Raw genomic sequence first — 24672 nt, 5'->3', positions numbered from 1 at the left:
TCATCCGGCGGACGATCTCCGGCGAAGCAGCACTCGGCGGGTGGAGCAGCACCCGCCTCCCGGCTCGGGCCCCGCGCACAGGCCGGGATCGGGCGGGTCGGGCCCGAAGAAGGCCCGAGGCGCGAGTCGGACCCCGGACCGGGTCAGACCCCGTGGAAGGGCAATCCGGCGCCGGGCGCCAACTCGCCGCCGTCGGTCGCGGCGGCCAGCAGACTCGGGCTGCCGTCGGTGACCGCCACCACGCCCAGCTCCAACAGCTCGGACATGGCCGCCGAACCGGCCGTGTCGCGCACCTGGAGCTGATAGCGGGCGGTGGTGCGGTAGGTGCCGCCCGCGTCGTCGGAGACCCGCTGCAAAAAGCCCGAGTCGACCAGGAACGCGACCGCCTTGGCCACGATCCCGATGGTGGACGCGGCCAGCCTGCGGGCGTCCTTGGTCGCGCCGGTGGCGCTGCGTCGGGCGTACACCCGCCAGGCCGCCTCCAGGCCGGGCCCTTCCACCTCGGGGTCGCTGATCTCGCCGCGCTGCTCGGCGCGTTCCTCCAGACGCAGGCAGGCCTGGCGGACGAAGGCGTCCACGCCGTGCACGCTGAGCCGGCCCACATAGGCGTCGTCGGCGAGGTCCTCGGGGCGCGGGAAGGCCATCGCGGCGACCGCGAGGTGGGCGAGGCCGTGCAGGAACCGGTCGGCCGACTCGGTGCCGGCCCGGCGCGCGTAGTCGCCCATCCGGACCGCGAACACCGAGTCCTCGCCGGCGGTCACCGCCATCCCGGCGCGCGGCGACACCTCCAGGACCACCAGCCCCAGGCCGGCCGCGACCGCCGCGGCCAGCGCGGCGAAGCGCGGGTCCTCGCGGTGTCTGCGGATCAGGTCGGCGTACTCGGCGTCGCGGGCGGGCAGCAGCTTGGGCTGGAGGCCGTAGGCGACCAGCCGCGCGGCGTCGCCCACGTCGGCCGAGGTGATCGGTGCGGCTTCGGTGACCGTGTCGTGGTTCATCCGGGGGTGGGCCCTTCCGGCTCGGGTCGCGCGCCGGTCAGAACCGCCGTGCCGATGATCAGGTCGGCGCCGCCGACCTCGTGGTCGTCGAGTTCGGTGCCGTCGTCCACGGCCACCAGGAGGGTGCGGTCGCCCTGTCGCAGCGCGGTGCCCACCGGCGGGGAGGCCGCGTGGAAGGCGAGCAGCGCCACCAGGTAGCCGAGGTCGGGATCCGCCTCGCGGGCCTCGGCGAGCAGCCCGGAGAGCCGGCGCGGGGTCTCCGGTGGGATGTCCAGGAGCAGCGCCGCCGCATCGTGCTGGCTCTCGGTGTAGCGGCTGTCGTCGGGGGTGAGCGAGACGTCCGGCTCGGGCAGTTCGGCGCCGAGATGGTCGCGTGGCGCGGGCGGGGTGAGCAACATCTCCGTCAGGTCGTGCAGCCGCACCGCGACCGGCGTGCGCAGGCCGGTGCCCGCGGCGAAGAACCGGTCGGTCACCCGGCGGGCGTCGCCGACCGGCAACTCCAGGAGCGGGCGCAGCAGTTGCCCGTACAGGTCGAGCCCGGTGCGGGTGCTCGGCGCGGCGAACGCCTGCCGGTCCTGCTCGGCCCGGAACAGCGGCCCGGCCTCCATCAACCGGGTCTGCAACTGGGTGTGCCGGCGGATGCAGTCCTGCACGATGTCGACGAGTTCGGCCGCGCCGCGTTTGCGCTCGCTCTCCTCGGCCTCGTCCCGCGCCCGCCGGATGTTGATCAGGATCGCGTTCTCGTGCCGGTAACGGTCGGCGACGTGTTCGAACGCCTCGTCGATCAGGTCCGGCACGGACCGCAGCCAGTCCACCGCGCGCACGTTGCGCCGGGTCGCGTCGAGGGCGCGGCGCAGCGATTCGGCGTACTGCACGGTGCGGTAGCGGGCCTGTTCGGCGGCGAACCTGGCCTCGGCCAGTCGGCCGCGCCGGATCAGGTGTTCGAGCTTGACGTCGGCGGCGATCTGGGCGCTGGTGACATCGGTGTCCAGCGCGCCGACCAGGACGTTGATCGCCTCGTCGGTGGCGCGCAGGAAGATGTGCCCGTCCGGTCCCGGGACCTCTTCGAGCAGCTTGAAGTCGTAGTCGCGCCGGATGTATTCACCCTCGCGGGTCCACATCCCGTAGACCGCGCGAAAGCCGCGGTCCACGCTGCCGACGTTGATCAGGTTCTCCAGCACCCAGCGCGCGACCCGTTCGTACTCGGCGGGGTCGCGCCCGGGGGCCTGCGCGGCCACCCGGGGGCGGAGCCGGGACACGATCTCGTCGTGGTCGGCTCCGGTGTCGAAGTCCATCGTGATGGTGACCAGGTCGATCGCGGCCAGACCGAGTTCGGCCATCGCATAGACGGTGTACTCGCCCGCCAGGTTGGCCTTGCGCGCCTCCAGGTCGTGCAGCGGCGCGGTACAGGCGAGGGCCTTGAGGCGGCGGGCGAGCCCCTCCTCGGTCACCCCGGAGCGCGGGTGTGCCGCGCCCGGGGGCAGCGCCGGGCCGGGAGTCGGCGGCACTTCCCCGGGCAGGCCGGCTCGGGCGGGAACGGTCATGGGAGTAGAGCCTAGGACGTTCGGCCGACAGGTTCGGCGCCCGCCCGGCGGCGAGGGAGCCGAACGGGCGCGGGTCGGCGGGCGAGCGGCTACATCTCGCTCAGTCTGGCCAGGGCGGCGGTGCGCACGTCGTCGTGCTCGGCCGGGTCGCCCGCGAGTCGGCGCAGTCGCGTCACGGCCTCGGGGCGGCGCGCGTCCACGTGGCGCGTGGCGATCAATCGGGTGTCGGCCTGGCAGTCCCACAGGGCTTCCACGGCCGTTTCGGCGGCGAACGAGGGCTCTATCCGGGCCAGCGTCTGCACCGCGCAGGCGCGCAGGCCGGCGGAGGCGGCCTCCTGGTAGACGCCCTTGACCAGGTCGAGCGCGTCGACCAGGGCCAGCCGCCCTATCCCGGTGACCAGGTCGCACAGGCGGAAGTGCTCGGCCTGGTCGACGATCGGGTCGCCGGCGCGCATCGACGCGGCCACCCGGGTGCGCAGCGCGTCCAGCAGAATCGGTCCGTCGACGGTTTCCCCGGCGCCGGCCAGTATCCGCACCGCGACCTCGCCGAGCAGGTCCTCGCGGGCGGCCCAGCCGCGGGCCCGGGCGACCGCGGCCGGGCTGCGCAGCCCGCCGACGGCCTGCGCGGCGGCAAGCCGCACCACGGCCGGCGCGTCCGGCGCGAGCGCTCCCTCGGCCAGGTCCAGGAGTGCGCCGTCGCCCTGTTCGCCGAGGTATCTCAGCGCGGCGGCTCTGGCGCCGTCCGGCCCGGCCCAGGCGGCGGCCAGGATCGCGCCGCGGTGCTCGGGTCCGGCGACCGCGCTCAGCCGTCGTCCGCACGCGAGCGATTGTCGGGGGCCGTCGGCGGCCTCGGCGAGCACCTGGTCGACGGTCTGCGCGGGCGCGGTCGGCCCGGTCGGCGTCTTGACCGAGCGGGTCAGCTCCCAGCGCCACCAGTCCAGGTCGACCTGTTCGACGACCGCGCGCACCCGCTCGTCCTCGGCCGCCCAGACCCGCCATGGGCGCATCCCGGTGGAGCGCTTGACGCAGTCGTAGAGCTCGTCGTCCTCGGCGCGGTCCAGGACCACCTCCAGCAGACCGGCCAGGGCCGCGTCGTGGCCGATCGCGGCGAGCCGGTCCAGCGCCTCCGGCCAGTCGCGGCCCTCCTCGACGTACTCGCGCAGCAGCGCGGTCGCGTCGGCGCGGCCGAGTCGGGCGAGGGTGCCCAGGACGGCGAGCGGGAGCGCGGTGCGGTCCGCGTCCTCGTCCGTCCAGTCGTCGTCGCACAGGAGATGTCGGGCGAGGCCGTCGAGACCGGCGTCGAGGTCCGCGTACAGGCGTGCGTAGTACAGCGACCGCGACTCGGTGGCCGGAACGGCACGGGGATCGCGGACCACACAGCCGTCGAGCGCGTCGAGCACAGCGACGCGGTCGGCGACGAGGGCCCGCCGGGCGCCCTGACCGTGGCCGCTGCGAAGCAGGCCAAGGAGGGCGTCATGCGAGGTGATGACCGGATCGAACATGCCGCAAGCATCGGTGGCCGGCAACCCTGGAGCAACAGGATTTAGGACACATGTACCCGTTGCCCGTTGTTTCGGGGAAACCGTGTTGCTGTTTCGTCACCGGAAGCTATGAACTGTACCGTCCGCGTTCGCCCGGACGCCGCGCGGGTGTGCCCGGTCGCGGCCCGCCCCGCGGGCTCCCGCGACCGGCGCACGCCCCCGGGTGCTCGCCCCGGCCCGGCTCACTGCTGTTTGGGCACCTGCACGCGTGGTCGATCGCGTCGCACGGTGCCGTAGTCCTGGCCGTCGACCGGGCCCAGCATGCTCGCCGGCACGAAGGACTCCATCGCCCAGGCCCTGGTCTGCACGTCGGCGGCGAAGCCGTACGCCCCCCAGACGGGCCAGCGCACGCGGGCGCGCCAACTGCCGTCCCGGTACTGGTGCCAGCTCACCAGGGTGACCTCCAGGTGTTGTCCGTCCGGGAGGAGCATCCGTACCCGCGGACCGCTCGGGTGCGGGTCCGCCTCCTTGCGTCGCTCGGCGACCGGGCCGAAGGGCGGCTCACGGCGGCCGGCGGATTCCGGCGCGCGGGTGGGCGACTCGCCACCGGCGGTCGATGTCGGTAGTGCTGCGGTCTTGCTGCTCACGCGGCCATTGTGCGGCGCGGCGACGGCCCGCCGCCCGGAAAGCGCCCGTGCACGCACGCGTCCCACCCGTACGGCGCACGGGCGCCACGCGAGTGGGACGGGCAGGGGGTGCGATGCGTCAGGACACCACCCGAAGCTCGGCCGGGGCGAGCACGCTCAGGCCGAGCATCGCGGCCAGGTCCTCGACCAGGTTCACCGCTTGTTCCGCAGTCAGTCGTTCGACCGTCCACTCGTCGGTGGGGCGGCCTTCGGCGTCGGTGTGCGGACCGAATCTCAACTCGATCGGACGATCCGCGTCGGCGGAGGGCAGCACCGGAACCCGGGCCACCAGGGTGACATTGTTCGACATGACGTCGACTCCCTTCGAAGAGAGCGAAAACGATCGCCGTTGTCATTGCCGGTCACCACTCACGCTCGCATCGCCCACGGACCGTGTCCAGGTGTCTGTGGAGGCGCAGGGGAGCGCACGAGGCGCGCCCCGAACACACGACACGGCCCCGGGGCGGATCGCGCGCCGGGGCCGTGTCGTCGAACGTGTGGGGGGGGAACTCCCCCGGCAGGTCGGTGCGGTTGCCGCCCCGGTGGGGCGAACGGCTCGACACCGCCCGCGGTCACGAGTGGGTCAGCCGAAGAAGGCCTTCACCACCGGTCCCGCCGCCGAGCCGCCGGACTTGCCCTTCTCCACCAGAACCGCGATCGCGACGTCGTCCTTGAACGCGATCATCCAGCCGTGCGTGAGGGTCTCGCCCTTCTCGTCGAACTCGGCGGTACCGGTCTTGGCGCCCACGGTGCCCGGGATGCCCTGGAGCATCTTGCCCGAGCCGTTGGCCACCACGCCCTGCATCAGCGACTTCAGCTGACCGGCGATCGCCGGGTCCAGGTCGTGCGAGGGCACCCGACCGGGCACGTCGTCCGGCGCGAGCACGGGCTGGTTGAACTTGCCGGAGGCGATCGTCGCGGCGACCGAGGCCATCACCAGCGGACTGGCCAGCACCCGGCCCTGGCCGATCATCGACGCGGCCTTGTCGTTCTCGCTGTTGGCCGGGGGCACCGAACCGTCGAAGGTCACCGTGCCCACGTCCCACTTGGCGCCGATCCCGAACTGCTCGGCCGCCAGCTTGTTCAGCGTGTCGTTCTCGATCTTCGAACGGTTGCCGATGAACGCCGTGTTGCAGGACTGCGCGAAGTCCTCCTGGAAGAGCGCGTTGGGCATCGGCTGGAGACCGTCGTAGTTCTTGAACGTCTGGCCGTTGACCACGAGCGTGTTCTCGCACGGCACCTTGTCGGTCGGCTTGAGGCCGGCCCGCAGCAGCGCCCCGGAGGAGACCGTCTTGAAGGTCGAGCCCGGTGGGTACCGACCGGTGAAGGCGCGGTTGTCGCCGTTCGCGGGGGTGTTCGCGGCGCCCAGGATGCCGCCGGTCTTGGCGTCGAGCACCACGATCGAGGCGTTGTTGCCGCCGCTGACCGCCTTGAGCGCCTCCTCGGCACGCTTCTGGGTGCTCGGGTCCAGGGTGGTCTTCAGCGGCTCGGACGGCTTGCCCTTGATGTCGACCAGGGTCGTCTTCTCCGCGCCGGCGGCATCCACGATGCTGATCTTCAGGGCTGCGGTGCCGGCCAACTTCTTCTCGTAGCGGTACTGCAGGCCGGAGGCGCCCACCGGGTCCGCGGAGGACGCGCTCGGATCGGCGTTCTTGAGCAGCTCCGCGTTGTCGCCGGAGCCGACCGTGCCGACGATCTGCTTCGCCACGTCGCTGGTCTGCTGCGTGCTCTCCTTGATCTGTATGCCGCCCAGGCCGGCCAGCTTGAGCTGACCGTTGCCGTCCCACTTGTCCTTGCGCAGGGTCACCAGGGCCAGCGACTGGTTCGGATCCGCCGCCGCGACCCGGGACTTGAGCTTGGGAATGTCCAGGTCGAACAGCGGATCGGCGAGCGCGGCGTACAGCGCGTCCGGGTTGGTGATCTTGGCCGGCCACAGGGACAGCGCCACCACCGGCGTCGCGGTGGCCAACGACTTGCCCGAGCGGTCCAGGATGTCGCCGCGCTTGGGCAGCGTGCGATCACGCTTGATCTTGCCGGTGTCGGCGAGTTGGGGGTGCACGATGGTCTGGGTCCAGTGCACGACGGTCTTGCCGTTCGTGGTGACCACCGGGACGGTCGACTCGATCTTGACCGGGTCGGTCACGCCCTTGAGGGTCAGCGTCGCGTTGTAGGTGAGCGTCGCGGGGGCCTTGTCCTTGCCCTTGGTGTACGTACCGGGCTTGTACTCGGCCTTGACGATGCCCAGCTGCTTGCCCGTCGTGTCCAGGCCCTGCTGTGCCGTGGTGGGGTTGTCCGTGAGGGACGCGGCCTTGGGCAGATCGCCGTTCTGCCACGCGGTCAGGAAGTTCCTGGCCGTCGTCTCGGACGTGTCCTTCTTCTCGTCGCCGCCGCTGCACGACGTCAGCGCGGCCACCACGACAACGGACAACGCCAACGGTACGGCCGACGGGATCCGCCGCATCTTGCTGCCCACCAGATTCCTCCCGAACGTCCACGAACCCCCGGCAGCCCGCCGGAGGTCTTCGGTCACGCTACCCGGACCGCCGGCGGGCGTCGGCCATCGGGCAGCCGTACGACCGACTTGTGACCTGGTTGTTGAGGTGCCCGGAACGCCTCGGGTGAGGGATCGCCCTCAACCCTGGGCGAACGGGAGCCGAATTCGCGGCCGGAGGAAACCGGTCCCCCATGCGGTGCGTCGGTAGGAGCATGAGGGTCTGCCGGGTCGGGGACCCCGAGTTGACCGTTGGCACCGTCGAGCAGGAGGAGAACGGGGCGATGGGGACCACACGGATCGCCATACCGACACCACCGCGTTACGGGTGGCAGGAGGACGCGGCATGCAGGGGCCTGGACGCCGGGCTCTTCTTCGGTGACGACCAGGAGCGGCCCGGCGAGCGCCGGGCGCGCGAGCGGGTCGCCAAGAAGGTCTGCATCTCCTGCCCGGTGCGGCGGCGCTGCCACGAGCACGCGATGTCGGTCCCGGAACGCCGAGGTGTGTGGGCGGGTCTGGGCGAGACCGAACGCGCCGCACTGCTGCGCGAGCAGGAACAGGAACACGAGCACCGGCACGAGCACGAACACGAGCGGGAGAAAACCACGACGGCCGCCTGATCGCACCGGGGGCACGAGGCCCGCGCCGGTGCGGCCGGATCCGGGGTCAGGCCGGCAGGTCGTCCTCGCCGAGCAGCCCGCGCACGCCCAGTCGGGCTCGCACGTGCGGCGCGCACGCGTCCACCACGACCGCCGCGCCGATCCATTCGGCGCCGGCCTCGGTGACCATCCGCCGCACGGCGCCCGCCTGCGCACCGGTCTCGATCCACTCGTCGACCAGGAGCACTCGATCGCCCGGTCGGAACAGCCGGCTCGGGACCGCCAACGTGAGGCCGCCGTCCTGGTATTCGGGCGGGGTGGCGGCGCGCAGCATGGGGTCGTCGCCGGGCCGTCGGCCGTCGCCGACGATGCGCCGGTCCTTGCGGATCTCGACGAAGCCGACGCCCAGGTGCAGCGCCGTGATCGGCCCCAGGACCAGACCGCGGGTCTCGATGCCGACGATCAGCGTGGGCCGCGCATCCGCGTGCAGCGCGCCGAGGCCGGGACCGAGCATGGCGAGCACCTCGGGATCGTGCCACCAGCCGGAGACGTCGGCGAAGGTGCCCCACGGCGTCTCCTGCCAGCTGAACGCGTCCGCGAGTCGCCGCGCGATGGCTTCCACGCCGCCCTGACGACTCGTCACCTCGGTGCACCCCGTTTCGTTCCCGCACCGGCACGTCCGGATCTCGACCGGACACGCTACCGGTGCGGGGCGGGCACGAGCCGCGAACCCGCCCCGGGCGGCCCGCACTCGAGCGGCCGCCCGGGCCCGCGGTCAGTCCGCGCCGGGACGGTCCAACGGCTGTTCGACCAGCGCGAGTACCCGACTGGCCATGAAGCGCGCGGTGCGCACCACGGTGCCCGTCCGGGTCAGTTCGCTCACCTCGACGACACCGCGCCGGACCGCGACATCCAGCCGGCGTCCCGCACGCGTCGCGGTCATCTCGTAGGTCTTGGTGCTGTCGCCCGCGTCGACCACTATCTCGACCCGATCGCCCTTCATCTGCGCCCCCTTCGACCGATTACCACCATCTTCTCCCACAGGTCCGACATCGACCGTCTCCCCGATGGGGGTGGTCCGGCCCCGACTCCGGGGCGCCTTACCGCGTCGGGCACCGGGGTTCCTCTAACGTGTGTCGCACACAGGGGATTCGGGCACACGACACCCGGACGACGGCACCACGCGAGGGGATCGGGCACACATGACGATGGTGCGGCTGCGACGGCAGGATCCGCGCATCGTCGGTTCCTATCGGTTGCTGCGTCGTCTCGGCGCCGGCGGCATGGGTGTGGTCTACCTCGGCGTGGACCGGCACGGAAACCGCGTCGCGCTCAAGCTGATCCGCCAAGAGCTGGCCGGAAACCCGGAGTTCCGCTCGCGGTTCGCCCGCGAGGTGGACGCCGCCCGGATGGTCCGCGGCAATCGCACCGCCGCGCTGGTGGACGCCGACGCGAGCGCCGACCGCCCGTGGCTGGCCACGGTCTACGTGCCCGGTCCCTCGCTGCAGCGCCGGGTCGGTGAACGCGGCCCGCTGGGCTGTCTGGACCTGGCACGGGTCGGCTCGGCGGTGGCCGACGGTCTGGTGTCCGTGCACGCGGTCGGCGTCGTGCACCGCGACGTGAAGCCGTCCAACATCCTGCTGTCCCCCGACGGGCCGCAGATCATCGACTTCGGCATCGCCTACGCGGACGGCGCCGGCACCCTGACCGTGACCGGAACCGCGGTCGGCTCACCGGGATTTCTGGCTCCCGAGCAGGTCCGCGGGCAGACCGTGACGCCGGCCACCGACATATTCGCGCTCGGCGTCACGCTGGCCTACGCGGGCCGCGGAGCACCGCCGTTCGGGTCCGGGCCGGTGGATGCGCTGCTGTACCGCGTCGTGCACGAGGAACCGGATCTGGAGGGTGTGCCCGAGCAGGTGGTGCCGTTGATCTCGGCCTGCCTGTCCAAGGACCCCCGGATGCGACCGTCCGCCGAACAGGTACGCGAACGGCTGGCCGCGATCGCCCGCCAACGCGAGGCGGAACGCGGTACATCGGGCCGCGGGTCGGCGGCGACACCGGCCGCGGCGGTCGCGGGTCCGACCGCGGCCGCGGGCCGGCCCGACGGCGGCCCGACGGCCGCGTCCCCGACGCGCGAGCGGGACCGGGCCAGGCGCGAAGCGGCCCGCCGGGACGGCGCGCGCCGGGGCGAGGACACCCGCGCCGACCGATCCTCGGTGAGCCGGGCCGAGTCCGGGCGGGCGGAGTCGGGTCGGGTGCCGGTCGAGGGGCGTTCGACGAGCCGACCCGAGTCGAGCCGGCACGAGTCGACCCGGCCCGACGGCGGGCGACCGGACGCGCGGGCGCACGAGGGGCGTGGGCACGACGGGCGGGCGGTGGAGGTCGGGCGGGCGGAAGCGGTGCGGCACGAGCCGGGCCGGGCCGAGGCCGGGCGGCACGACACACGCCACGACGGGGGACGGCACGACTCCGGGCGGCACGACCTCCCCCGCGGTGAACGCGGCGAGCGAGGTGAACGCAACGAGCGTGCCGAGCGCAACGAACCGACGCGCGGCGCCGTGCCGGACCGGCAGGAGCGTGCGGACCGCGCCGATCGCCCGGACCCCAAGCGGGCCGGCCGGGTCGATCACGGGCCGCGTTCGCGCGCCGGGGCCGTCGGCGGCGGCACGCCCCGCCGACGCCGGCCCGAGGACCGACGGCGTTTGCTGATCCAGCAGTTGATCGTCTTCGTCGTGGTGACCGCCATCGCCGCCTTCGCCATCGCCGCGTTCCAGAACGACGGCGGGGACGACGGAGACGACGCCAAGACCTCGACCGTCGCCCAGCCCGCTCCGCAGCCGCCGGGCCCCGGCGCGTTCCGGATCGGTCCGGCGCACGGCTCGATCCCGATCGCCGACTGGTCCGACCGCACCTACGCGGACCCCTCCGCCGGCGGCGCCACCGTCACCCTCGCCGACGGCTCGGCGGTGGTCGGCAGCGACCGGATCACCCTCGGCGACGTGCTCCCGGCAAGCCTGGACGGCGCACCGGCCGCGGTCGTGGTGCTCACCCGCTCCCCCGGTGCGGGCGGCCCGCCGACCCACATGGTCGAGCTCTACCGGTTCGCCGACGGCACGCCGATCGCGGTGGCGGCGCTGGCCGCAGCCGCCGACCCGCAGGCGGTGGCCACCCGCTGGACGGTGGCCGAGGGCGCGATCGTGCGCATCCAGTCCTATGTGGACATCGCCGACGTGACCACCCGCTACGTGGTCGGCCCCGACGGCGTCCTGGTCCCGGCCGGGGTCTGAGCCGGGCAGACCCCCGCACACGGTGTCCGGGTCCCAGCGGGCAGCCCCGCACACACGGTGTCGCCGGCCGGACCAACGCCCACGCTCGCACCCGGCACCACCCGAGGCCGCCGCGCGAGGAGGCGACCCACACGCACGACGCACACCGGATACGAGAAGGGGCACCCGGCCGAAGCCGGGTGCCCCTTCTCGTATCGGATCACATCTCGTCGGGTCGCGCTGTCCGGGCTCAGCCGAACTGGCGCTCGAGGTCCTTCAGTTTGCGCTCCAGCGAGTCGAGCCGGGGCAGCGTCATGGTGTCGTCCTCGGCGGTGAGGTCGATGACGTCACGCCGCTCGCCACCGGTGCCGGCAGTCGCCGCCGGGAGTTCGCTCGCTCGCGCGGAGGGGGCAAGAGCCGGACGGCCGGAAGGGTTGTTCGAGTCGGCTGGGCCGCCGTGGCCGGAAACGTCGTTTCCGGCTATAGCAGGCTCCGAGAGTGCTTCGGAGCCGCCACCTCCCGGCAGAGCAGCCATTTCCTGACGCGCGGCGCCGCGGCGGCCGAAGTGTCCGCCACCGCCCTCACCGCGACTGAGCGCCTTGAGCTGCGCCCGCTCCCGCTTGCCGTCGATCCGCCGACGCTCGCGATCGTCCTGCTTGGCCCGCTTGTCCTCGCGGACCTCCTCGACGGCCTCGTCGAGGGTGCGCACGCCTTCGAGCAGCATGAGCGACCACGCGTTGAACGTCTCGTGCGGGGCACGCAGCCATCGCACGATCCGAATCTGCGGCAACGGACGGGGAACCAGGCCCTGTTCGCGCAACGCGGCCCGACGGGTCTGCTTGAGCGCGCGGTCGAACAGGACGGCCGCGGAGAGCGACATGCCGGCGAAGAACTGCGGCGCACCGGCGTGCATGTCGCCGCGCGGCGCGTGCACCCAGTTGAACCAGGCCGAGGCACCCGCGAACGTCCAGACCAGTATCCGCGAACCGAGCGCCGCGTCACCGTGGCTGGCCTCGCGCACCGCGAGCACGGAGCAGAACATCGCCGCCCCGTCGAGCCCGAACGGCACCAGGTATTCCCAACCGTTGCCCAACCCGAGGTTCTCCCGGCCGAAGCCGACCAGGCCGTGGAACGACAGCGCGGCCGCGACACCGGCACAGACGAACAGCAGGGTGTACGAGGCGACGCCGTACATCAGTTCCTTGCGCCGCCGGCGGTCCTGCTCACGCTCCCAGCTGTCGGATCCTTCCCCGGTATCCGTCGCGTCGACCTTGCGGCGTCGGACGACCAGATACGCCACAAGCGCCATAAGGGCGACCAGTTCCGCCAAGCCGACGAGGGCCCAGGCCAGGGGTACACCCATGATCTCCAACGAGCTATGCCTCGCTTCCCGTTCCTGATCCGATTGCGCGGCGCCCCATACTGGCGGAATTTCGCCTGGTGCGGGTCGAATCCACCGAATATCCCGCGTGTGGGTGACAGGACATTCCCCTGCACAACCACTTTTTCGGCCGCCTGTGCGACCCCAACAGGCCACTGCGCCAATTAGGGCGACGCTCGACCGTACTGCACTTCCGCGCACACGCTAGTCCAAGATCACATTCGATCGAAATTGGCATGACACGATCGGCATGTCGTGGGAGAAATCAGGGAAGGTCCTACCGCTCAATTCCGAGAGATCGGAAGAAATGTCCCAAGAAACGCAAGAAAGAGGGAAGCGGATCACTACCAACCAACCGCGCAAACGCTCACGTTCAGGTGTGAATCCGGACGCTAGCGATCGGATGAAACTGCATCGGACCGTTGCCTACCTGGACGAACGGCCCTACACGCTGATCACATTGCGACCGTCCACCACGACCCGGTTCGCCGTCAACCACTTCCACGACCGCTGGCACGTGTTGTCCGACCAGGCCGGGGCACGCCTGTTCGCCCGACTCCTGTGGGGCCTGGCCTACGACCGGCACGAGAACACCCTCGTGGTGATCGACCGGCGGTTCCTGGACCCGACCCCCTTCGAGGCCGAACCCTCGCTGCCGATCGTGCTGTTCGCGACCGAGCGCACCCCGTTCGGCGGCCGGGCGGCACGCGGGTTGCGCCGGTTGTTGCCCGCACTCGGCCCGCCGGACGGCACCGTGCGTTGGCAGACCCACGGGCTGAGCACCGCGCTCGCCGACCGCGCGACCTGGCAGCACGAGCATCCGGAGCCGCCCTGGGACTGGGAACGCGAGCGCCGGCACAAGCGGAAGCCGTACCACGCGGTGCACGACGGCCTGTTGGTACTGCCCGGAACCACCGGGGCGCTGCTGCGCGACGCGGTGTCGATCGCGAGCCTGGCGGTGTCCGTCGAGGCGCCGATGGCCTACGAGTACCTGCACCACTACGAGTTCCAGGTCTTCCACGACTACCGGCGCCGGGTCAGCGCCGCGCGCACCGCGCGCCGCGAGATCGAGGCGCTGCCGGTGCCGCCGGACCGGGGCACCGGCCCGGGCCCCCACGAGGGCGACCTGATCCGCCGGCACATCTGGGTCCGGGGCACCGAGATCCGCGAACGGCGCATGCGCGGGCGGCGCGTCCGGCGTCGGCCGGCGCTCTACCAGACCCGTTCGATCAACGAGATCGAGCGCTCCGGCGCGTCCTCGTTCGAGCGCCTGGCGAACATCCCCGCCGACGAATGAAGCCACACCCGGCGCGGCGGTCGACCCGTCCGGGGCCGCGGCTCAGCCGTAGCTCACCGCGTAGAAGGCGACCGCCGCCGCGGCGCCCACATTCAGCGAGTCGACCCCGTGCGACATCGGGATCCGCACGAGTCGATCGGCCGCGGCGAGCGCCTTCGCGGTCAGGCCGGGCCCCTCGGCGCCGAGCATCAGCGCACACCGGTCCAGGTCCGCCGGCGGCAGTTCGTGCAGCGCCACCGACCCCTCGGCGGGAGTCATCGCGAGCAGTGTCAGACCGGCGCCGCGCAGCACGTCCAGCCCGCCCGGCCACGGCTCCAGCCGGGCGTAGGGCACCGAGAACACGGCACCCATCGAGACCTTGACCGAACGCCGGTACAGCGGATCCGCACAATCCGGCGACAACAGCACGGCGTCCATGCCCAGGGCCGCCGCACCGCGGAAGATCGCGCCCACGTTGGTGTGGTCGTTCACCCCCTCCAGGACCGCGACCCGGCGCGCGCCGGCCACCACGTCCGCAGCCGCCGGCAACGGCTTGCGGCCCATCGAGGCGAGCGCCCCACGATGGACCTGATAGCCGGTCACCCGCTCGACCACCTCGGGGCTGCCCACGTACACCGGCGCGACGGCGGCCTCGATCACATCCGTCATGGTCTCGATCCAGCGCTGGGACAGCAGCATGGAGCGCATCGGGTAACCCGCCGCGAGCGCGCGGCGGATCACCTTCTCGCCCTCCGCCATGAACAGCCCCTCGGCCGGTTCGCGGCGGCGGCGCAGTTCCACGTCGGTCAGGTCGGTGTAGTCGACGAGGCGCGGGTCGGCGGGGTCGTCGAGCGTGATCACGGGCACGGCCCCAGTGTCCCAGCCGGGTCGGGTCGCATCGGCGTGGGCATCCAAGGGACGCGGAACCCACCCGGAGCCGGCCTCCCGACAACCCGTCCGACACGTGCGGACAACCGGGCCGACCGCCGGATGCGTTCCGGCAGTCGGCCCGGATTCCGAGGGCGCGCGAGGCAGCCGACCCGGTCCGGCTCGGGGCGACAACCCGTGTGCGTCAGTCGGTGAGCGCCACCACGTCGCCGATCACGACGATCGCAGGCGGCCTGATCCCCGCCGCGACCACGTCCTCCGCCGCCGCGGCCAACGACGTACGAAGCACCCGCTGGGTGGCCATCGTGCCCTCCTGGATCACCGCCACCGGAGTCGTCCCCGCACGCCCGTGCGCCAGCAGCGCCGAGGTGATCGGCCCGAGCCGCTCCACGGCCATCAGCAACACCAGCGTCCCGCGCAAGCGGGCCAGCGCCGCCCAGTCCACGAGCGAGCGCGGGTCCTCGGGCGCGACATGCCCGGACACCACGGCGAACTCGTGCGCCACACCCCGGTGGGTCACCGGAATGCCGGCTATCGCGGGCACCGAGATCGCGCTCGTGATGCCGGGCACCACCTGGCACGGCACGCCCGCCTCGGCGCATGCGAGCGCCTCCTCGAAGCCGCGGCCGAAGACGTAGTTGTCGCCGCCCTTGAGCCGGACCACGAACCGGCCCGCCTTGGCGTGCTCGATCATCGCGTCGTTGATCGCCTCCTGGGCCATCGCCCGCCCGTACGGGATCTTCGCCGCGTCGATCACCTCGACGTGCGGCGGCAGCTCGCCCAGCAGCGCGCGCGGGCCCAGCCGGTCGGCGATCACCACGTCGGCCTCGGCGAGCAGTCGCCGCCCGCGCACGGTGATCAGGTCCGGGTCGCCGGGGCCACCGCCGACCAGGGCCACCCCGGGCAGCGCGCCGACCGGGCGCTCCCCCCGGGCGGCCAGCGAGCCGTCGTGCAGGCCCTCGACGATGCGATCGCGCACGCCCGCCGCCCGCCGCGGGTCACCGCCCGCCAGCACCGCCACGGTCAGGCCGTCGTGCCGACCGCTCGCCGGCGTCCATGCGCTGGCGTGCGACGCGTCGTCACAGCGCACGCAGAACACCCGCAGCGCCTCGGCGTCGGCGGCCACCGCCTCGTTGACCTCGGCCACGTCGGTTGCGGCCAGCGCGTACCACGCGCCGTCCAGGTCACCGGGCGCGTAGGCGCGCGGCGCCCACCGCAGCTCGCCGGCGGTCGCCATGCCCTCGACCGCCGGGGTCGCCTCGGGGGCGACCACGAGCACGTCCGCGCCCGCGTCGAGCAGGGCGGGCAGTCGGCGCTGGGCGACCGTACCGGCGCCGACCACGACGACCCGGCGTCCTTCCAGACGCAGGCCGGCGGGATAGGCGGGAGGACCAGGGAGTCGGGACATCGTTCTCACTTTTCCGGGTGGGGCGGGGTGCGCTGCGTACGGTGTTTCTCGGTCTTCCGGTGCACGGATCGGTACCGCTTCGGCCTCGGTCGCTCGCGGCCCCGGTGTCGCTCCGGGGTCGCTCGGGCCGTCGCCTCGGCGGTTTTCCCGCGCGGAAAGGGCACCTCCGCCACTCCATCGTGGCGGAGGTGCCCTTCGGCTGCTGCGGGCGGGGGTGGAAATCAGTCGGTTTTGCCGCTGACTCCCGCCGAGTCGAACGTCGCCACATCGTGCAGTACGCGGACCGCGCTCTGCACCAGCGGCAGCGCGAGCACCGCGCCGGTGCCCTCGCCGAGCCGCATCTCCAACTCGACCAGCGGACGCAGCGACAACTTCGCCAGGGCCGCCGCATGGCCGGGCTCGGCCGAACGGTGGCCCGCGACGCACGCCTGGATGGCCTCCGGCGCGATCGCCTGCGCGACCAGGGCCGCCGCACCGGCGATCACCCCGTCGAGTACGACCGGTACGCGCAACGCCGCCGCGCCGATGATGAACCCGGCGAGCGCCGCGTGCTCCAGGCCGCCGATCGCGGCCAGTACGCCGATCGGGTCACCGGGATCGGGTTCGTGCCGCGCCAGCGCCGCCTTGACCACCTCGATCTTGCGCCGGTGCGTGGCATCGTCGATGCCGGTCCCGCGACCGGTCACCTCGGCGACCTCCACCCCGGTGAACACCGAGATCAGCGCGGCGGACGCGGTCGTGTTCGCGATCCCCATGTCGCCGGTGAGCAGCCCCCGGTTGCCGGCCGTGACCAGGTCGCGGGCGGTCTCGATGCCGACCTCGATCGCCGCGATGGCCTCCTCGCGGGTCATCGCGGGGCCCTGGGTCATGTCCGCGGTGCCCGGCCGGATCCGACGTGGCAGCAGTCCGGTCGCGTTCGGCAACTCGGTCGCGACGCCGACGTCCACGACGCACACCTCGACGCCGATCTGCTTGGCGAACGCGTTGACCACGGCGCCGCCGGCGAGGAAGTTGCCCACCATCTGCGCGGTGACCTCCTGCGGCCACGGCGACACGCCCTGCGCGTGCACCCCGTGGTCGGCGGCGAACACCGCGACCGCGGCGGGCTCGGGGACGGGCGGCGGGAAGGTCCGGGCCAGGCCGGACAACTGCGCGCCGATCGTCTCCAGGATGCCCAGCGAGCCGGGCGGCTTGGTCATGTTGCGCTGGTGCTCCCACGCCGCGCCCAGCGCCTTGGCGTCGAGCGGACGCACCGAGCGGAGCGTCTCGTCGAGCAGGCTGACCGGCTCCTCACCGGGCAGGCCGCGCCGACCGTAGGTCTCCTCGTGCACCACCCACGACAGCGGTCGGGCCCGGGCCCATCCCGAGGTGGCCAGCTCCGGCTCGTCCGGGAACGCGTCCACGTAGCCGACGCACAGGTAGGCGACCACGTCGATGTGGTCGGGCAGACCCAGCGCCGTGGCCAGCTCGCGCTCGTCGAAGAAGCTCACCCAGCCGACCCCCAGGCCCTCGGCCCGGGCGGCGAGCCACAGGTTCTCCACCGCGAGCGCGCTGGAGTAGGGGCCCATCTGCGGCTGGGTGTGCCGGCCCAGGGTGTGCCGACCGCCGCGCGTGGAGTCCACGGTGACCACGATGTTGACCGGGGTCTCCAGGATCGCCTCGACCTTGATCTCCAGGAACTGCTTGGCCCGGGCCTTGGGCAGCGAGGTGGCGTACGCCTCACGCTGCCGCTGGGCCAGTTCCTGGACGGTGACCCGGGTCTCCTCGGAGCGGATCACCACGAAGTCCCACGGCTGCGAATAGCCGACGCTGGGCGCCGCGTGCGCGGCCTCCAGCACCCGGACCAGGACGTCGTCCGGCACCGGGTCGGGCCGGAACCCGGCCCGGACGTCCCGGCGCTCGCGCATCACCCGATGCACCGCCTCGCGCGCCGCATCGTCGTAGCCGGGAGCGGCGGGGCCGCGCTCGACCTCGGGCTCGGGCTCCGACTGCGCGTCCGGCTCCGACTCCGACTGCTGTTGCGACTCCGACTGCTGTTGCGAGTCCGACCGCTGCCCCGGCTCCGGCGCGGCCGGGTCCCGAGGCTCGTCGGCGGATGCGGCGGCAACCGCCTCCGGCGCCGAATCCTCGGCCACCGGCCCGGAATCGGCCGTCGCTGCCGGTTCGACCGCGACCGGCCGCTCGGCGGCGGGCAGCACCACGGTGACCGCGGTCGCCGAGGCGGGCTCGGCCGCCGCGTCACCGTCGGTCGGCGCGTCCGCCGGCGCATCGCCTGCGGGCTCTGCCGACGCGGGCGTCTCGGGCGCGCCCGGGTCGGCCTGCCCGCCCTGGGCCGGGTCGGCCGAAGCGGTGCCGACCGGCTCGGCCGGCGGCGGCGGAATCCTGGGGATCTCGCCGCTCCCGGCGACGACCGCGGGCTGCGGCTGCCGATCGGGCTCGGCGCCGGGCGTGCTCTGGGGGCCGTGCATGGCGGTGCTTTCCTCGGACGTACGGGGATCCGCCGGGCCGGCGGCGGCCGATCCGGCCTCGACCGGGCCGGCAGGCGGCGCGGTTGCGGTCGCGGTGGGTACCGCGACGGGCTCGGGGGCCGTCGCGGGCGCCGTGTGCTCGGCGCTCGGCGGTGCGGGGATCTCCTCGGCGAGGAGTTCCGCCGCGATGGACCGGGTGGTCGATCCGGCCGGGACGGCGACGGCGGGCGCCGCGTTCTCGAGCGGGGCCGGGGCGGTCTCGGCCGACGCGTCGTCCGCGGCGGCGACGGGTGCCGCCGCGGCGGACGCATCGCCCGCTTCGACCACCACCGGCGCACCGTCGGCGACGGGCTCCGGGCCGGGGCCGCCTGCGGCGGACTGCTCCGCAGGCGCCTGGGGGGCAAGCTCGGCGGCGGGTGCCGCACCCACCTGCTCGGCCGCCGGCACGGGCTGCTCGCCCGAGGTCAAAACGACCCCGTCCGGCGCGGCCGATGCGGACTGCTCGTCGGGCGCGGCCGATGCGGGCTGCCCGGTCGGCGTGACCGGCGCGGCCGCGGTCTGGGCCACCGGCCCGGGCTGCTCGGCGGGCGTGGCCGGGCCGGTCGCCACCGGCGGCACGGGTTGCGCCGCCAAGACGGGCTGCGCGGCCGACTCGGTCTGCCCGGCCGGCTGCGGCGGCGCGACCGAAGCGGCCTGCCCCGACGGGGCAACCGACTCGGCGGGCACCGCGGTTGCGGGCGGCTCGGCGGGCATCACGGTTGCGGACGGCTCGGCGGGCGCCGCGGTTGCGCTCGGCTCCGTCGCTCCGGTGGCCGCACTCGGCACCGCCGGTACCACGCCCTGCTCCGGAACCACCGGCTCCGCCGCCGCGCTGACGGCGGCCGACTCGCCGGCACCGGCCTCCGGCGCGACCGCCACGGGCACGGCCGCAACGGGCACGGCCTGCGGCCCGGTTGCCGGATCGACGGGCGGTGCGTCGGCCACGGTCGGCGCCACGTTCGAGCCCTCGGACGGCCCATCGGCCGCAACGGGCTCCGCCGGTACGGGCGGTGCGACCGGCGTACCCTCCGCCGGCGCATCCGGCGCATCCGGCGCATCCGGCGCATCCGGCGCATCCGGCACCGCCGGACCCGCGTTCGCCTGCGGCACGTCCGGCGCCGCGATCACCTCGGCAACGGGCGCGACCGGCTCGGCCGCCGGCTCGGCGACCTGCGCGGCCTCCGGCTCCGGCGGGGGCACCGGGCCGATCGGCGTCTGCGCCGGAATCGCCCCGTGCTCACCCGAATCGGCCGGCGCCGAGCCGTTCTCGGGCTTGCGTCGCCGGCTTCCGGTGCCTTCCGGCATCACGGTCGCGGCCGGCGGCACCTCCCGCGCCGGCACCGACGATGCGGCGTCGTCCTGCTGTGCCGCGACGGGCGGCGCGGGTTCGACCACGGTCTCGGCCACGACCGGACCGGGCTCGACCCGAACCGGCGCCGACGCGGCGTCGACGGGCGCTTGGGATCCCGGCGCGGACGCAGGCGCGACCGCCTGCGCCGCCGGGTCGGCCCCACCCACTGCGGCCACGCCCGGCGGCACCGAAACGGCCGCCTCCGCGCTGCCGATCGGGCCCGCGGCGGGCGTGGGTGCGGTGGTCGGCGGCGTGCCCGGCGCCGACGCGTTCGGCCCGGTCAGCGCGTCGACGACCGCGTCCGGCGTGGCCTGGACGAATCTGGGATGCGCGGGCTGCGGCGGCACGCCCGGCAACGGTTGCGGTATGGCCGGCGCGGTGACCCCCCGCTCGGGCTCGGCCACCGGCGCGACCGGCGACGGCGACTGCTCCGCGACCGGCGCGGCGGGTGCGACCGGCTCGACCGGGGCGGCAGCCGCGACGGGCTCGGCAGGCGCCGGCTCGACCGGCTGCGGCGCGGCCGGCGGTGGTACCACCGGCACCGCCTGCATCGGCGTCGCCTGGGCCGGGATACCGGTGTTCACCGCGTCGCCCACCGGGTGTGCGCCACTGTGCGGGCCGGTCTGCTGCGGCACGGGGCCGCGGCCGACCCGCCGCTGCCGCCGTGGCGGCAGGGTGGTGCGCTGCGGCACGGCGGCGGCGACCGGGAACGGCGGGGTGTCCGCCGGGTTCCCGCCGACCGGCTGGGCCGGCTGCGGGGGGGCCGGCGGCTGCGGGGCCCCCGACTGCGGGGCCTGCGGCTGCTCCACGCTCTGCGCCGCGCGCACACGCTGGCGCAGCCGACCGCCGGTGACGCCCGGCTGTTCGACGAACGCACCGGCCTGCGGGCCGGGTGCCGTATGCGGCGCCGCACCCGAGGGCACCTCGCCCCCGGTCGCGCCCTGCGGCACGTCCGAGCCGTACCCGGCGCCCGGCTGCACGGCGACCGGCTGCACGAACTGCGGCGCGGCGGGCGGCGGTACGACGGGCACCGCCTGCACGGGCGGCGCGGCGGGCGCAGCCTGGGCCGGCCCGCCCTGCGTGGGTACCGCCTGGGCCGGTGCCGGATACGGCTCGGCCACGCCCTGCGGCGCGCCGTACTCCCCGGGGCCGAACCCCTGGACCGGCTGCGGGACTTCCTGATGCGGCGTCATGGGGCCGGGCGGATACGGGATCTGGCCGGCCGTCATCGGCGCGACATAGGTCTCGGGCTGCTCCGGCTCGTCGATGATCATCGCGGCGAACATGCCGGACTGCGGGCCGGGCACGGCGTCGTACGCCTGCTCGACCGGCGGTACCGGAACCTGTCCCGAAGCGTCGTCGCCGGCCGCGGCCATGCGGTCGGCCAGGGACATCCCGGGCGCGGCCGGTACCGGCACGTTCGGGTCGGCCCAGCCTGCCTGCGGCCCCGGCATCAACAGCGAGTCCTCGTCGTCCAGATCGTCGTACGGGTATGGACCGGCCGGTTCCCCAACCGGGCCGGTGCCGGCGGCGTGCCTGGCGGGGGCAGGGCCCACGCCCTCCCCGGCAGGTCGGCGCTCGTCGGCTTCGCTCATGTAACTACTCCTTCCAGGGCAGCCGCGAAGGCCAGCGTCGTGGCACGATCCCGCACCGCGATCCGAAGCCAATCCGGGCCGAGGCCCGGAAAGGTGTCGGCCCGCCGAACCGCGTAGCCTCGCTCCCTCAGCTGCTCGCGGATCTCTGGGCCCCCCTCGATCCGCGCGAGCACGAACGAGGAACGGGGAACGACCGGTAGCCGCATCCCCGAAACCGTGCGCAGCCTCTCCACGAGGTACGAACGGTCAGCCGCGAGCGTAACGGCCAACGCCTCCGCCTGCGCGAGCGCCTCCGGCGTGCAGCACGCCTCGGCGGCGATCAGCGCCGGTGTCGACACCGACCACAACGGCTGAGCGTCCGTGAGGATGCGCACCAGATCCGGGGAAGCCAGGACGTAACCGATTCGAAGTCCGGCCAACGCCCAGGTTTTCGTGAGACTTCGCACAACCACGAGCCCGGGCAGGTCGCGCCGCTCGGCCACGCTTTCGGGTTCGCCGGGGATGGTGTCGGCGAACGCCTCGTCGACCACCAGGATCCGGCCGGGGCGGGCGAGGGCGGCGATCGTGGCCGCCGGGTGCAGGACCGAGGTGGGGTTGGTGGGATTGCCCAGGACGACCAGGTCGGCCTCGTTCGGAATCCGGGCCGGATCGAGGGCGAAGCCGTCCCTCTCGTCCAGCAGTACCCGGTGCACGATGTGTCCGGCGGCCCGCAACGCGGCCTCGGGCTCGGTGAACTGCGGGTGTACGACCACCGCGTGTCGCGGGGCCAGGGTCCGGGCGAGCAGCACGAACGCCTCGGCGGCGCCCGCCGTGGGCAACACCTCGGCGATCGGGCGCCGGTGTCGGGCCGCGATGGCGGCCCGGGCCCGGCCCGTGTCGGGGTAGGCGGCCAGGTCGCCCAGGCTCGCGGTGAGGCGGTGCACGAGCCACGCCGGCGGGGCCGCGAGCCGGACGTTGACCGCGAGGTCCACCAGTCCCGGCCCGATCTCCGCGTCGCCGTGGTGGCGCAGGTCCACGTCCGGTGCGACGCCCGCGCCCGGCGTGCCGTCCCGTTCGTCGGGAATGGGCCCGTCGAGTTCCGTCATCGCGTCACTGCCCATGTCCGTGGTTCCCGTACCCCTGCCCGGTGCCCCTGTCCGCCCGTGTCGTTCGTGTCCATGATGGTGGTGATGGTGCCCGGTCCGACGGCCGGGGTCCCGGCGTTGACCGCGAGCAGGCACTTCCCGACCGGTTTGCCGTGCGAAATCGACTGCCTCATCGCCGAGTCCGCCCATTTCCGTACCGATCACGGCTTTTCCCGTTCCGCCCCCGTGTTCGCCGCCGCACCCGCCGGTCCCGGGCCGGCCGATCCCCCGCCCGCCGGCCGATGGCGGGCCACCGCGACCGTACAGCGTGGGCGCGCGCCCACGCCGCGCGTCTTGGCCACCAGCAACTCGCCCAACCACGGGCCCGGTACCGGCCCCAGCCGCGCGGCGGCCTCGGCCACGCCCGGCGTGCCGACCGCCGCCCTGACCCGCTCGCTGGGATACGGCACCGGCACCGCGGCGAGTTCCTGCGCCGCGCGCGCGAACAGCGGCAGTCCCAGCAGCGCCGCTCCCGCGACCAGACCCGGCTCGTTCGCCCGGGCGGTCACGGTCACCAGCGCCAGCACCGCCGAGCGCGGCAGGCCGGCCCGCGCGAGCACGGCGCACACGCTCGCGCGCACCTCCTCCGCGCCCACCCCGCGCGCCGCCCCGACCCCGACCACCAGGTCCGGCCCGGGCGACGCCGGGCCGGCCGTGGCCGAATCCAGCCCCCGCATCCCCGGTACGCCGGCCGCCGGCGCAGCACCCGGCGCGAGAACTCCCGCCGCCGAGGCGGCGATCACCCGCCCGCCCGACACCCGATCCCCGGTCAAGCCCGGTCCCCCCACACCACGAACACCGGATGCGCCGGTTCCAGGCGTTGGGCACCACCGGTGACCGGCGAAAGCCGCGAGGCCTGCAACAGACAACCCTCCACGGTGTATCCCGAGCGCTCCAGCACCGCGCGTGCCTCGGCGACCCGATCCACCTCGGACATCGCGGCCACGATCCGCTCCGGCCGGCGCGCCGCGCACGCGGCCACCGTCGAGGGTCCGCCGCCGCCGACGAACACCACGTCCGGCAACGGCAATCGGGACAACACCTCCGGCGCCTTGCCGTGCACCACCTGCACCTCGACCCCGAACCGGCCCGCGTTCTCGGTGATCAGGTCGCACCCGAACGCGTCCTGCTCGACCGCGACCACCGCCGCGCCGTGCCGCGCGCACTCGATACCCACCGAACCGCTGCCCGCGCCGATGTCCCAGACCAGATCCCCCAGCCGCGGCCCGAGCCGGGCCACCGCCAGCGCGCGCACCTCGGCCCGGGTGATCGCGCCCGCCCGATGCGCGTACACGTCCTCCGCCACCGCCCAGCCGCGCACCGGACCGGGAAAGCCCGGGCGCTCCCCCGCCAGCCAGCCCGCCGCCGCGCCCGCGCGCGGGGCCGGCCCGATCACGATCACCACGTCCACATCGGACCACTCGTGCTCGATCGCGTGCTCGGCGGAGACCATCGAGATCTCCTCCCGGTCGGTGCCCAGGTGCTCGCACACCACGAACGTGCGCGGCACATCCGGCAGCAGCGCGGCGAGTTCGGCCGGACCCGCCCCCGGGCCGGTGAGCACCGCGACCTTGCCGAACGCCCGGCACACGTTCGCCGCACGCCGTACGTCCCGGCCCAGCGCGCTGACCACCCGCGCGTCGTCCCACGGCATCGAGGCCCGGGCGAACGCCAACGCCACCGAGGACACCGCGGGCACGATCTCCAACTCCAGGCCGTATTCGGCCCGGCGCAACAGCCGCACGATCCCGAAGAACCCGGGATCGCCGACGGCCAGAACCACGGCTATGCCGCGATGCGCGCCGATCCGCTGCGCGGCCACGTGCACGTTGCCCAGCACCACCCGCTCGGCACCCTCGGGCACCGCGACGGCGGCCAACAGCCGTTCCGGGCCCGCCACCAGGGTCGCCGTCCGCAGCGCCTGCACCGCCGGTGCCGACAGCGGCGCGCCGTCGTACCCGATCACGGTCACCCGATCAGCCATGGCCATCCCCTCACCGCGCCGGACCCCGGGGGAGGTCCCGCGCGTGGTCATGCGGCGGCGCCCACGAAGAGGAGCCCGTATCCGACACGACGT

18 protein-coding genes are annotated in these 24672 nt (G+C 74.0%); 3 read left to right on the top strand and 15 right to left on the bottom strand.

The window, feature by feature from the left end; genetic code table 11:
• Positions 1–143 precede the first annotated feature (143 nt).
• The 6 genes from ACIBM5_RS01510 to ACIBM5_RS01485 all read right to left on the bottom strand — a co-directional run bounded on the left by ACIBM5_RS01510 (position 144) and on the right by ACIBM5_RS01485 (position 7179).
• Positions 144–995 (bottom strand): hypothetical protein, encoded by an 852-nt coding sequence (locus ACIBM5_RS01510; protein ID WP_396004831.1) that lies wholly within the window; start codon positions 993–995, stop codon positions 144–146.
• Positions 992–2539 (bottom strand): hypothetical protein, encoded by a 1548-nt coding sequence (locus ACIBM5_RS01505; RefSeq protein ID WP_396004830.1) that lies wholly within the window; start codon positions 2537–2539, stop codon positions 992–994. The genes ACIBM5_RS01510 and ACIBM5_RS01505 overlap by 4 nt, the downstream gene beginning before the upstream one ends.
• Before the next feature lie 89 nt (positions 2540–2628).
• A complete protein-coding gene (locus tag ACIBM5_RS01500) occupies positions 2629–4041 on the bottom strand; it encodes a HEAT repeat domain-containing protein (RefSeq protein WP_396004829.1) in 1413 nt (470 codons plus the stop codon).
• 221 nt (positions 4042–4262) lie between these two features.
• Entirely contained in the window at positions 4263–4667 is a 405-nt protein-coding gene (locus ACIBM5_RS01495) for a hypothetical protein (protein WP_396004828.1), read from the bottom strand.
• Between the two features lie 118 nt (positions 4668–4785).
• Entirely contained in the window at positions 4786–5016 is a 231-nt protein-coding gene (locus ACIBM5_RS01490) for a hypothetical protein (RefSeq protein ID WP_396004827.1), read from the bottom strand.
• 273 nt (positions 5017–5289) lie between these two features.
• Positions 5290–7179, bottom strand: coding sequence for a penicillin-binding transpeptidase domain-containing protein (locus ACIBM5_RS01485; RefSeq protein WP_396004825.1), 1890 nt, complete (start codon positions 7177–7179; stop codon positions 5290–5292).
• Between the two features lie 263 nt (positions 7180–7442).
• Between ACIBM5_RS01485 and ACIBM5_RS01480 the strand changes: the two genes are divergently transcribed.
• The gene (locus tag ACIBM5_RS01480; protein ID WP_391582029.1) at positions 7443–7817 is read left to right on the top strand and encodes a WhiB family transcriptional regulator; all 375 of its coding nucleotides are present in this window, start codon (positions 7443–7445) and stop codon (positions 7815–7817) included.
• A gap of 46 nt (positions 7818–7863) precedes the next feature.
• Here the strand turns inward: ACIBM5_RS01480 and ACIBM5_RS01475 are convergent, their stop codons facing one another.
• Positions 7864–8439 carry a phosphoribosyltransferase family protein gene (locus ACIBM5_RS01475; protein ID WP_396004824.1) on the bottom strand — a complete coding sequence of 192 codons (576 nt, stop codon included), beginning with the start codon at positions 8437–8439 and terminating at the stop codon, positions 7864–7866.
• Between the two features lie 132 nt (positions 8440–8571).
• Positions 8572–8799, bottom strand: a complete 228-nt coding sequence (locus tag ACIBM5_RS01470; RefSeq protein ID WP_020548744.1) for a hypothetical protein — start codon at positions 8797–8799, stop codon at positions 8572–8574.
• Positions 8800–8998: 199 nt separating this feature from the next.
• On the opposite strand from ACIBM5_RS01470, the gene ACIBM5_RS01465 reads away from it, so the two are divergent.
• Positions 8999–11086, top strand: a complete 2088-nt coding sequence (locus ACIBM5_RS01465) for a protein kinase (protein WP_396004823.1) — start codon at positions 8999–9001, stop codon at positions 11084–11086.
• A 229-nt stretch (positions 11087–11315) separates the two neighbouring features.
• Here ACIBM5_RS01465 and ACIBM5_RS01460 read toward each other — a convergent pair whose 3' ends face one another.
• Entirely contained in the window at positions 11316–12437 is a 1122-nt protein-coding gene (locus ACIBM5_RS01460) for a DUF2637 domain-containing protein (RefSeq protein WP_391582026.1), read from the bottom strand.
• Positions 12438–12849: 412 nt separating this feature from the next.
• Between ACIBM5_RS01460 and ACIBM5_RS01455 the strand changes: the two genes are divergently transcribed.
• The gene (locus ACIBM5_RS01455) at positions 12850–13743 is read left to right on the top strand and encodes a hypothetical protein (RefSeq protein ID WP_396004822.1); all 894 of its coding nucleotides are present in this window, start codon (positions 12850–12852) and stop codon (positions 13741–13743) included.
• 42 nt (positions 13744–13785) lie between these two features.
• On the opposite strand, the gene ACIBM5_RS01450 is transcribed toward ACIBM5_RS01455, so the two are convergent.
• The 6 genes from ACIBM5_RS01450 to cbiE all read right to left on the bottom strand — a co-directional run bounded on the left by ACIBM5_RS01450 (position 13786) and on the right by cbiE (position 24579).
• Positions 13786–14589 (bottom strand): TrmH family RNA methyltransferase, encoded by an 804-nt coding sequence (locus tag ACIBM5_RS01450; RefSeq protein WP_396004821.1) that lies wholly within the window; start codon positions 14587–14589, stop codon positions 13786–13788.
• A gap of 205 nt (positions 14590–14794) precedes the next feature.
• Complete coding sequence (cobA, locus tag ACIBM5_RS01445) at positions 14795–16018, bottom strand: uroporphyrinogen-III C-methyltransferase (RefSeq protein WP_396004820.1); 1224 nt, start codon at positions 16016–16018, stop codon at positions 14795–14797.
• Between the two features lie 221 nt (positions 16019–16239).
• On the bottom strand, positions 16240–21471 hold the full coding sequence (cobT, locus tag ACIBM5_RS01440; protein ID WP_396004819.1) for a nicotinate-nucleotide--dimethylbenzimidazole phosphoribosyltransferase: 5232 nt from the start codon (positions 21469–21471) through the stop codon (positions 16240–16242).
• Positions 21468–22571: an Rv2231c family pyridoxal phosphate-dependent protein CobC gene (gene cobC, locus ACIBM5_RS01435; RefSeq protein WP_396004818.1), complete on the bottom strand. Its 1104-nt coding sequence runs from the start codon at positions 22569–22571 to the stop codon at positions 21468–21470. The genes cobT and cobC overlap by 4 nt, the downstream gene beginning before the upstream one ends.
• 185 nt (positions 22572–22756) lie before the next feature.
• Positions 22757–23368, bottom strand: a complete 612-nt coding sequence (locus ACIBM5_RS01430) for a cobalamin biosynthesis protein (protein ID WP_396004817.1) — start codon at positions 23366–23368, stop codon at positions 22757–22759.
• Positions 23365–24579 (bottom strand): precorrin-6y C5,15-methyltransferase (decarboxylating) subunit CbiE, encoded by a 1215-nt coding sequence (gene cbiE, locus ACIBM5_RS01425; RefSeq protein WP_396004816.1) that lies wholly within the window; start codon positions 24577–24579, stop codon positions 23365–23367. Before cbiE ends, ACIBM5_RS01430 begins: the two co-directional genes overlap by 4 nt.
• Positions 24580–24672: the final 93 nt, after the last annotated feature.

The organism is Embleya sp. NPDC050493 (genome assembly GCF_044458105.1).
In the GTDB taxonomy this organism is placed as follows: domain Bacteria; phylum Actinomycetota; class Actinomycetes; order Streptomycetales; family Streptomycetaceae; genus Embleya.
Note: the sequence above shows the minus strand (reverse complement) of the source record. Positions and strands in the feature narration are given on the sequence as shown.

What these genes read in the sequence shown, in the direction of transcription:
- ACIBM5_RS01505 (WP_396004830.1), bottom strand. Translation starts at nt 2,539, where the DNA reads ATGACCGTTCCCGCCCGAGCCGGCCTGCCCGGGGAAGTGCCGCCGACT.
- ACIBM5_RS01500 (WP_396004829.1), bottom strand. Translation starts at nt 4,041, where the DNA reads ATGTTCGATCCGGTCATCACCTCGCATGACGCCCTCCTTGGCCTGCTT.
- ACIBM5_RS01510 (WP_396004831.1), bottom strand. Translation starts at nt 995, where the DNA reads ATGAACCACGACACGGTCACCGAAGCCGCACCGATCACCTCGGCCGAC.
- cobA (WP_396004820.1), bottom strand. Translation starts at nt 16,018, where the DNA reads ATGTCCCGACTCCCTGGTCCTCCCGCCTATCCCGCCGGCCTGCGTCTG.
- ACIBM5_RS01490 (WP_396004827.1), bottom strand. Translation starts at nt 5,016, where the DNA reads ATGTCGAACAATGTCACCCTGGTGGCCCGGGTTCCGGTGCTGCCCTCC.
- ACIBM5_RS01455 (WP_396004822.1), top strand. Translation starts at nt 12,850, where the DNA reads ATGAAACTGCATCGGACCGTTGCCTACCTGGACGAACGGCCCTACACG.
- ACIBM5_RS01465 (WP_396004823.1), top strand. Translation starts at nt 8,999, where the DNA reads ATGACGATGGTGCGGCTGCGACGGCAGGATCCGCGCATCGTCGGTTCC.
- ACIBM5_RS01470 (WP_020548744.1), bottom strand. Translation starts at nt 8,799, where the DNA reads ATGAAGGGCGATCGGGTCGAGATAGTGGTCGACGCGGGCGACAGCACC.
- cbiE (WP_396004816.1), bottom strand. Translation starts at nt 24,579, where the DNA reads ATGGCTGATCGGGTGACCGTGATCGGGTACGACGGCGCGCCGCTGTCG.
- cobT (WP_396004819.1), bottom strand. Translation starts at nt 21,471, where the DNA reads ATGAGCGAAGCCGACGAGCGCCGACCTGCCGGGGAGGGCGTGGGCCCT.
- cobC (WP_396004818.1), bottom strand. Translation starts at nt 22,571, where the DNA reads ATGGGCAGTGACGCGATGACGGAACTCGACGGGCCCATTCCCGACGAA.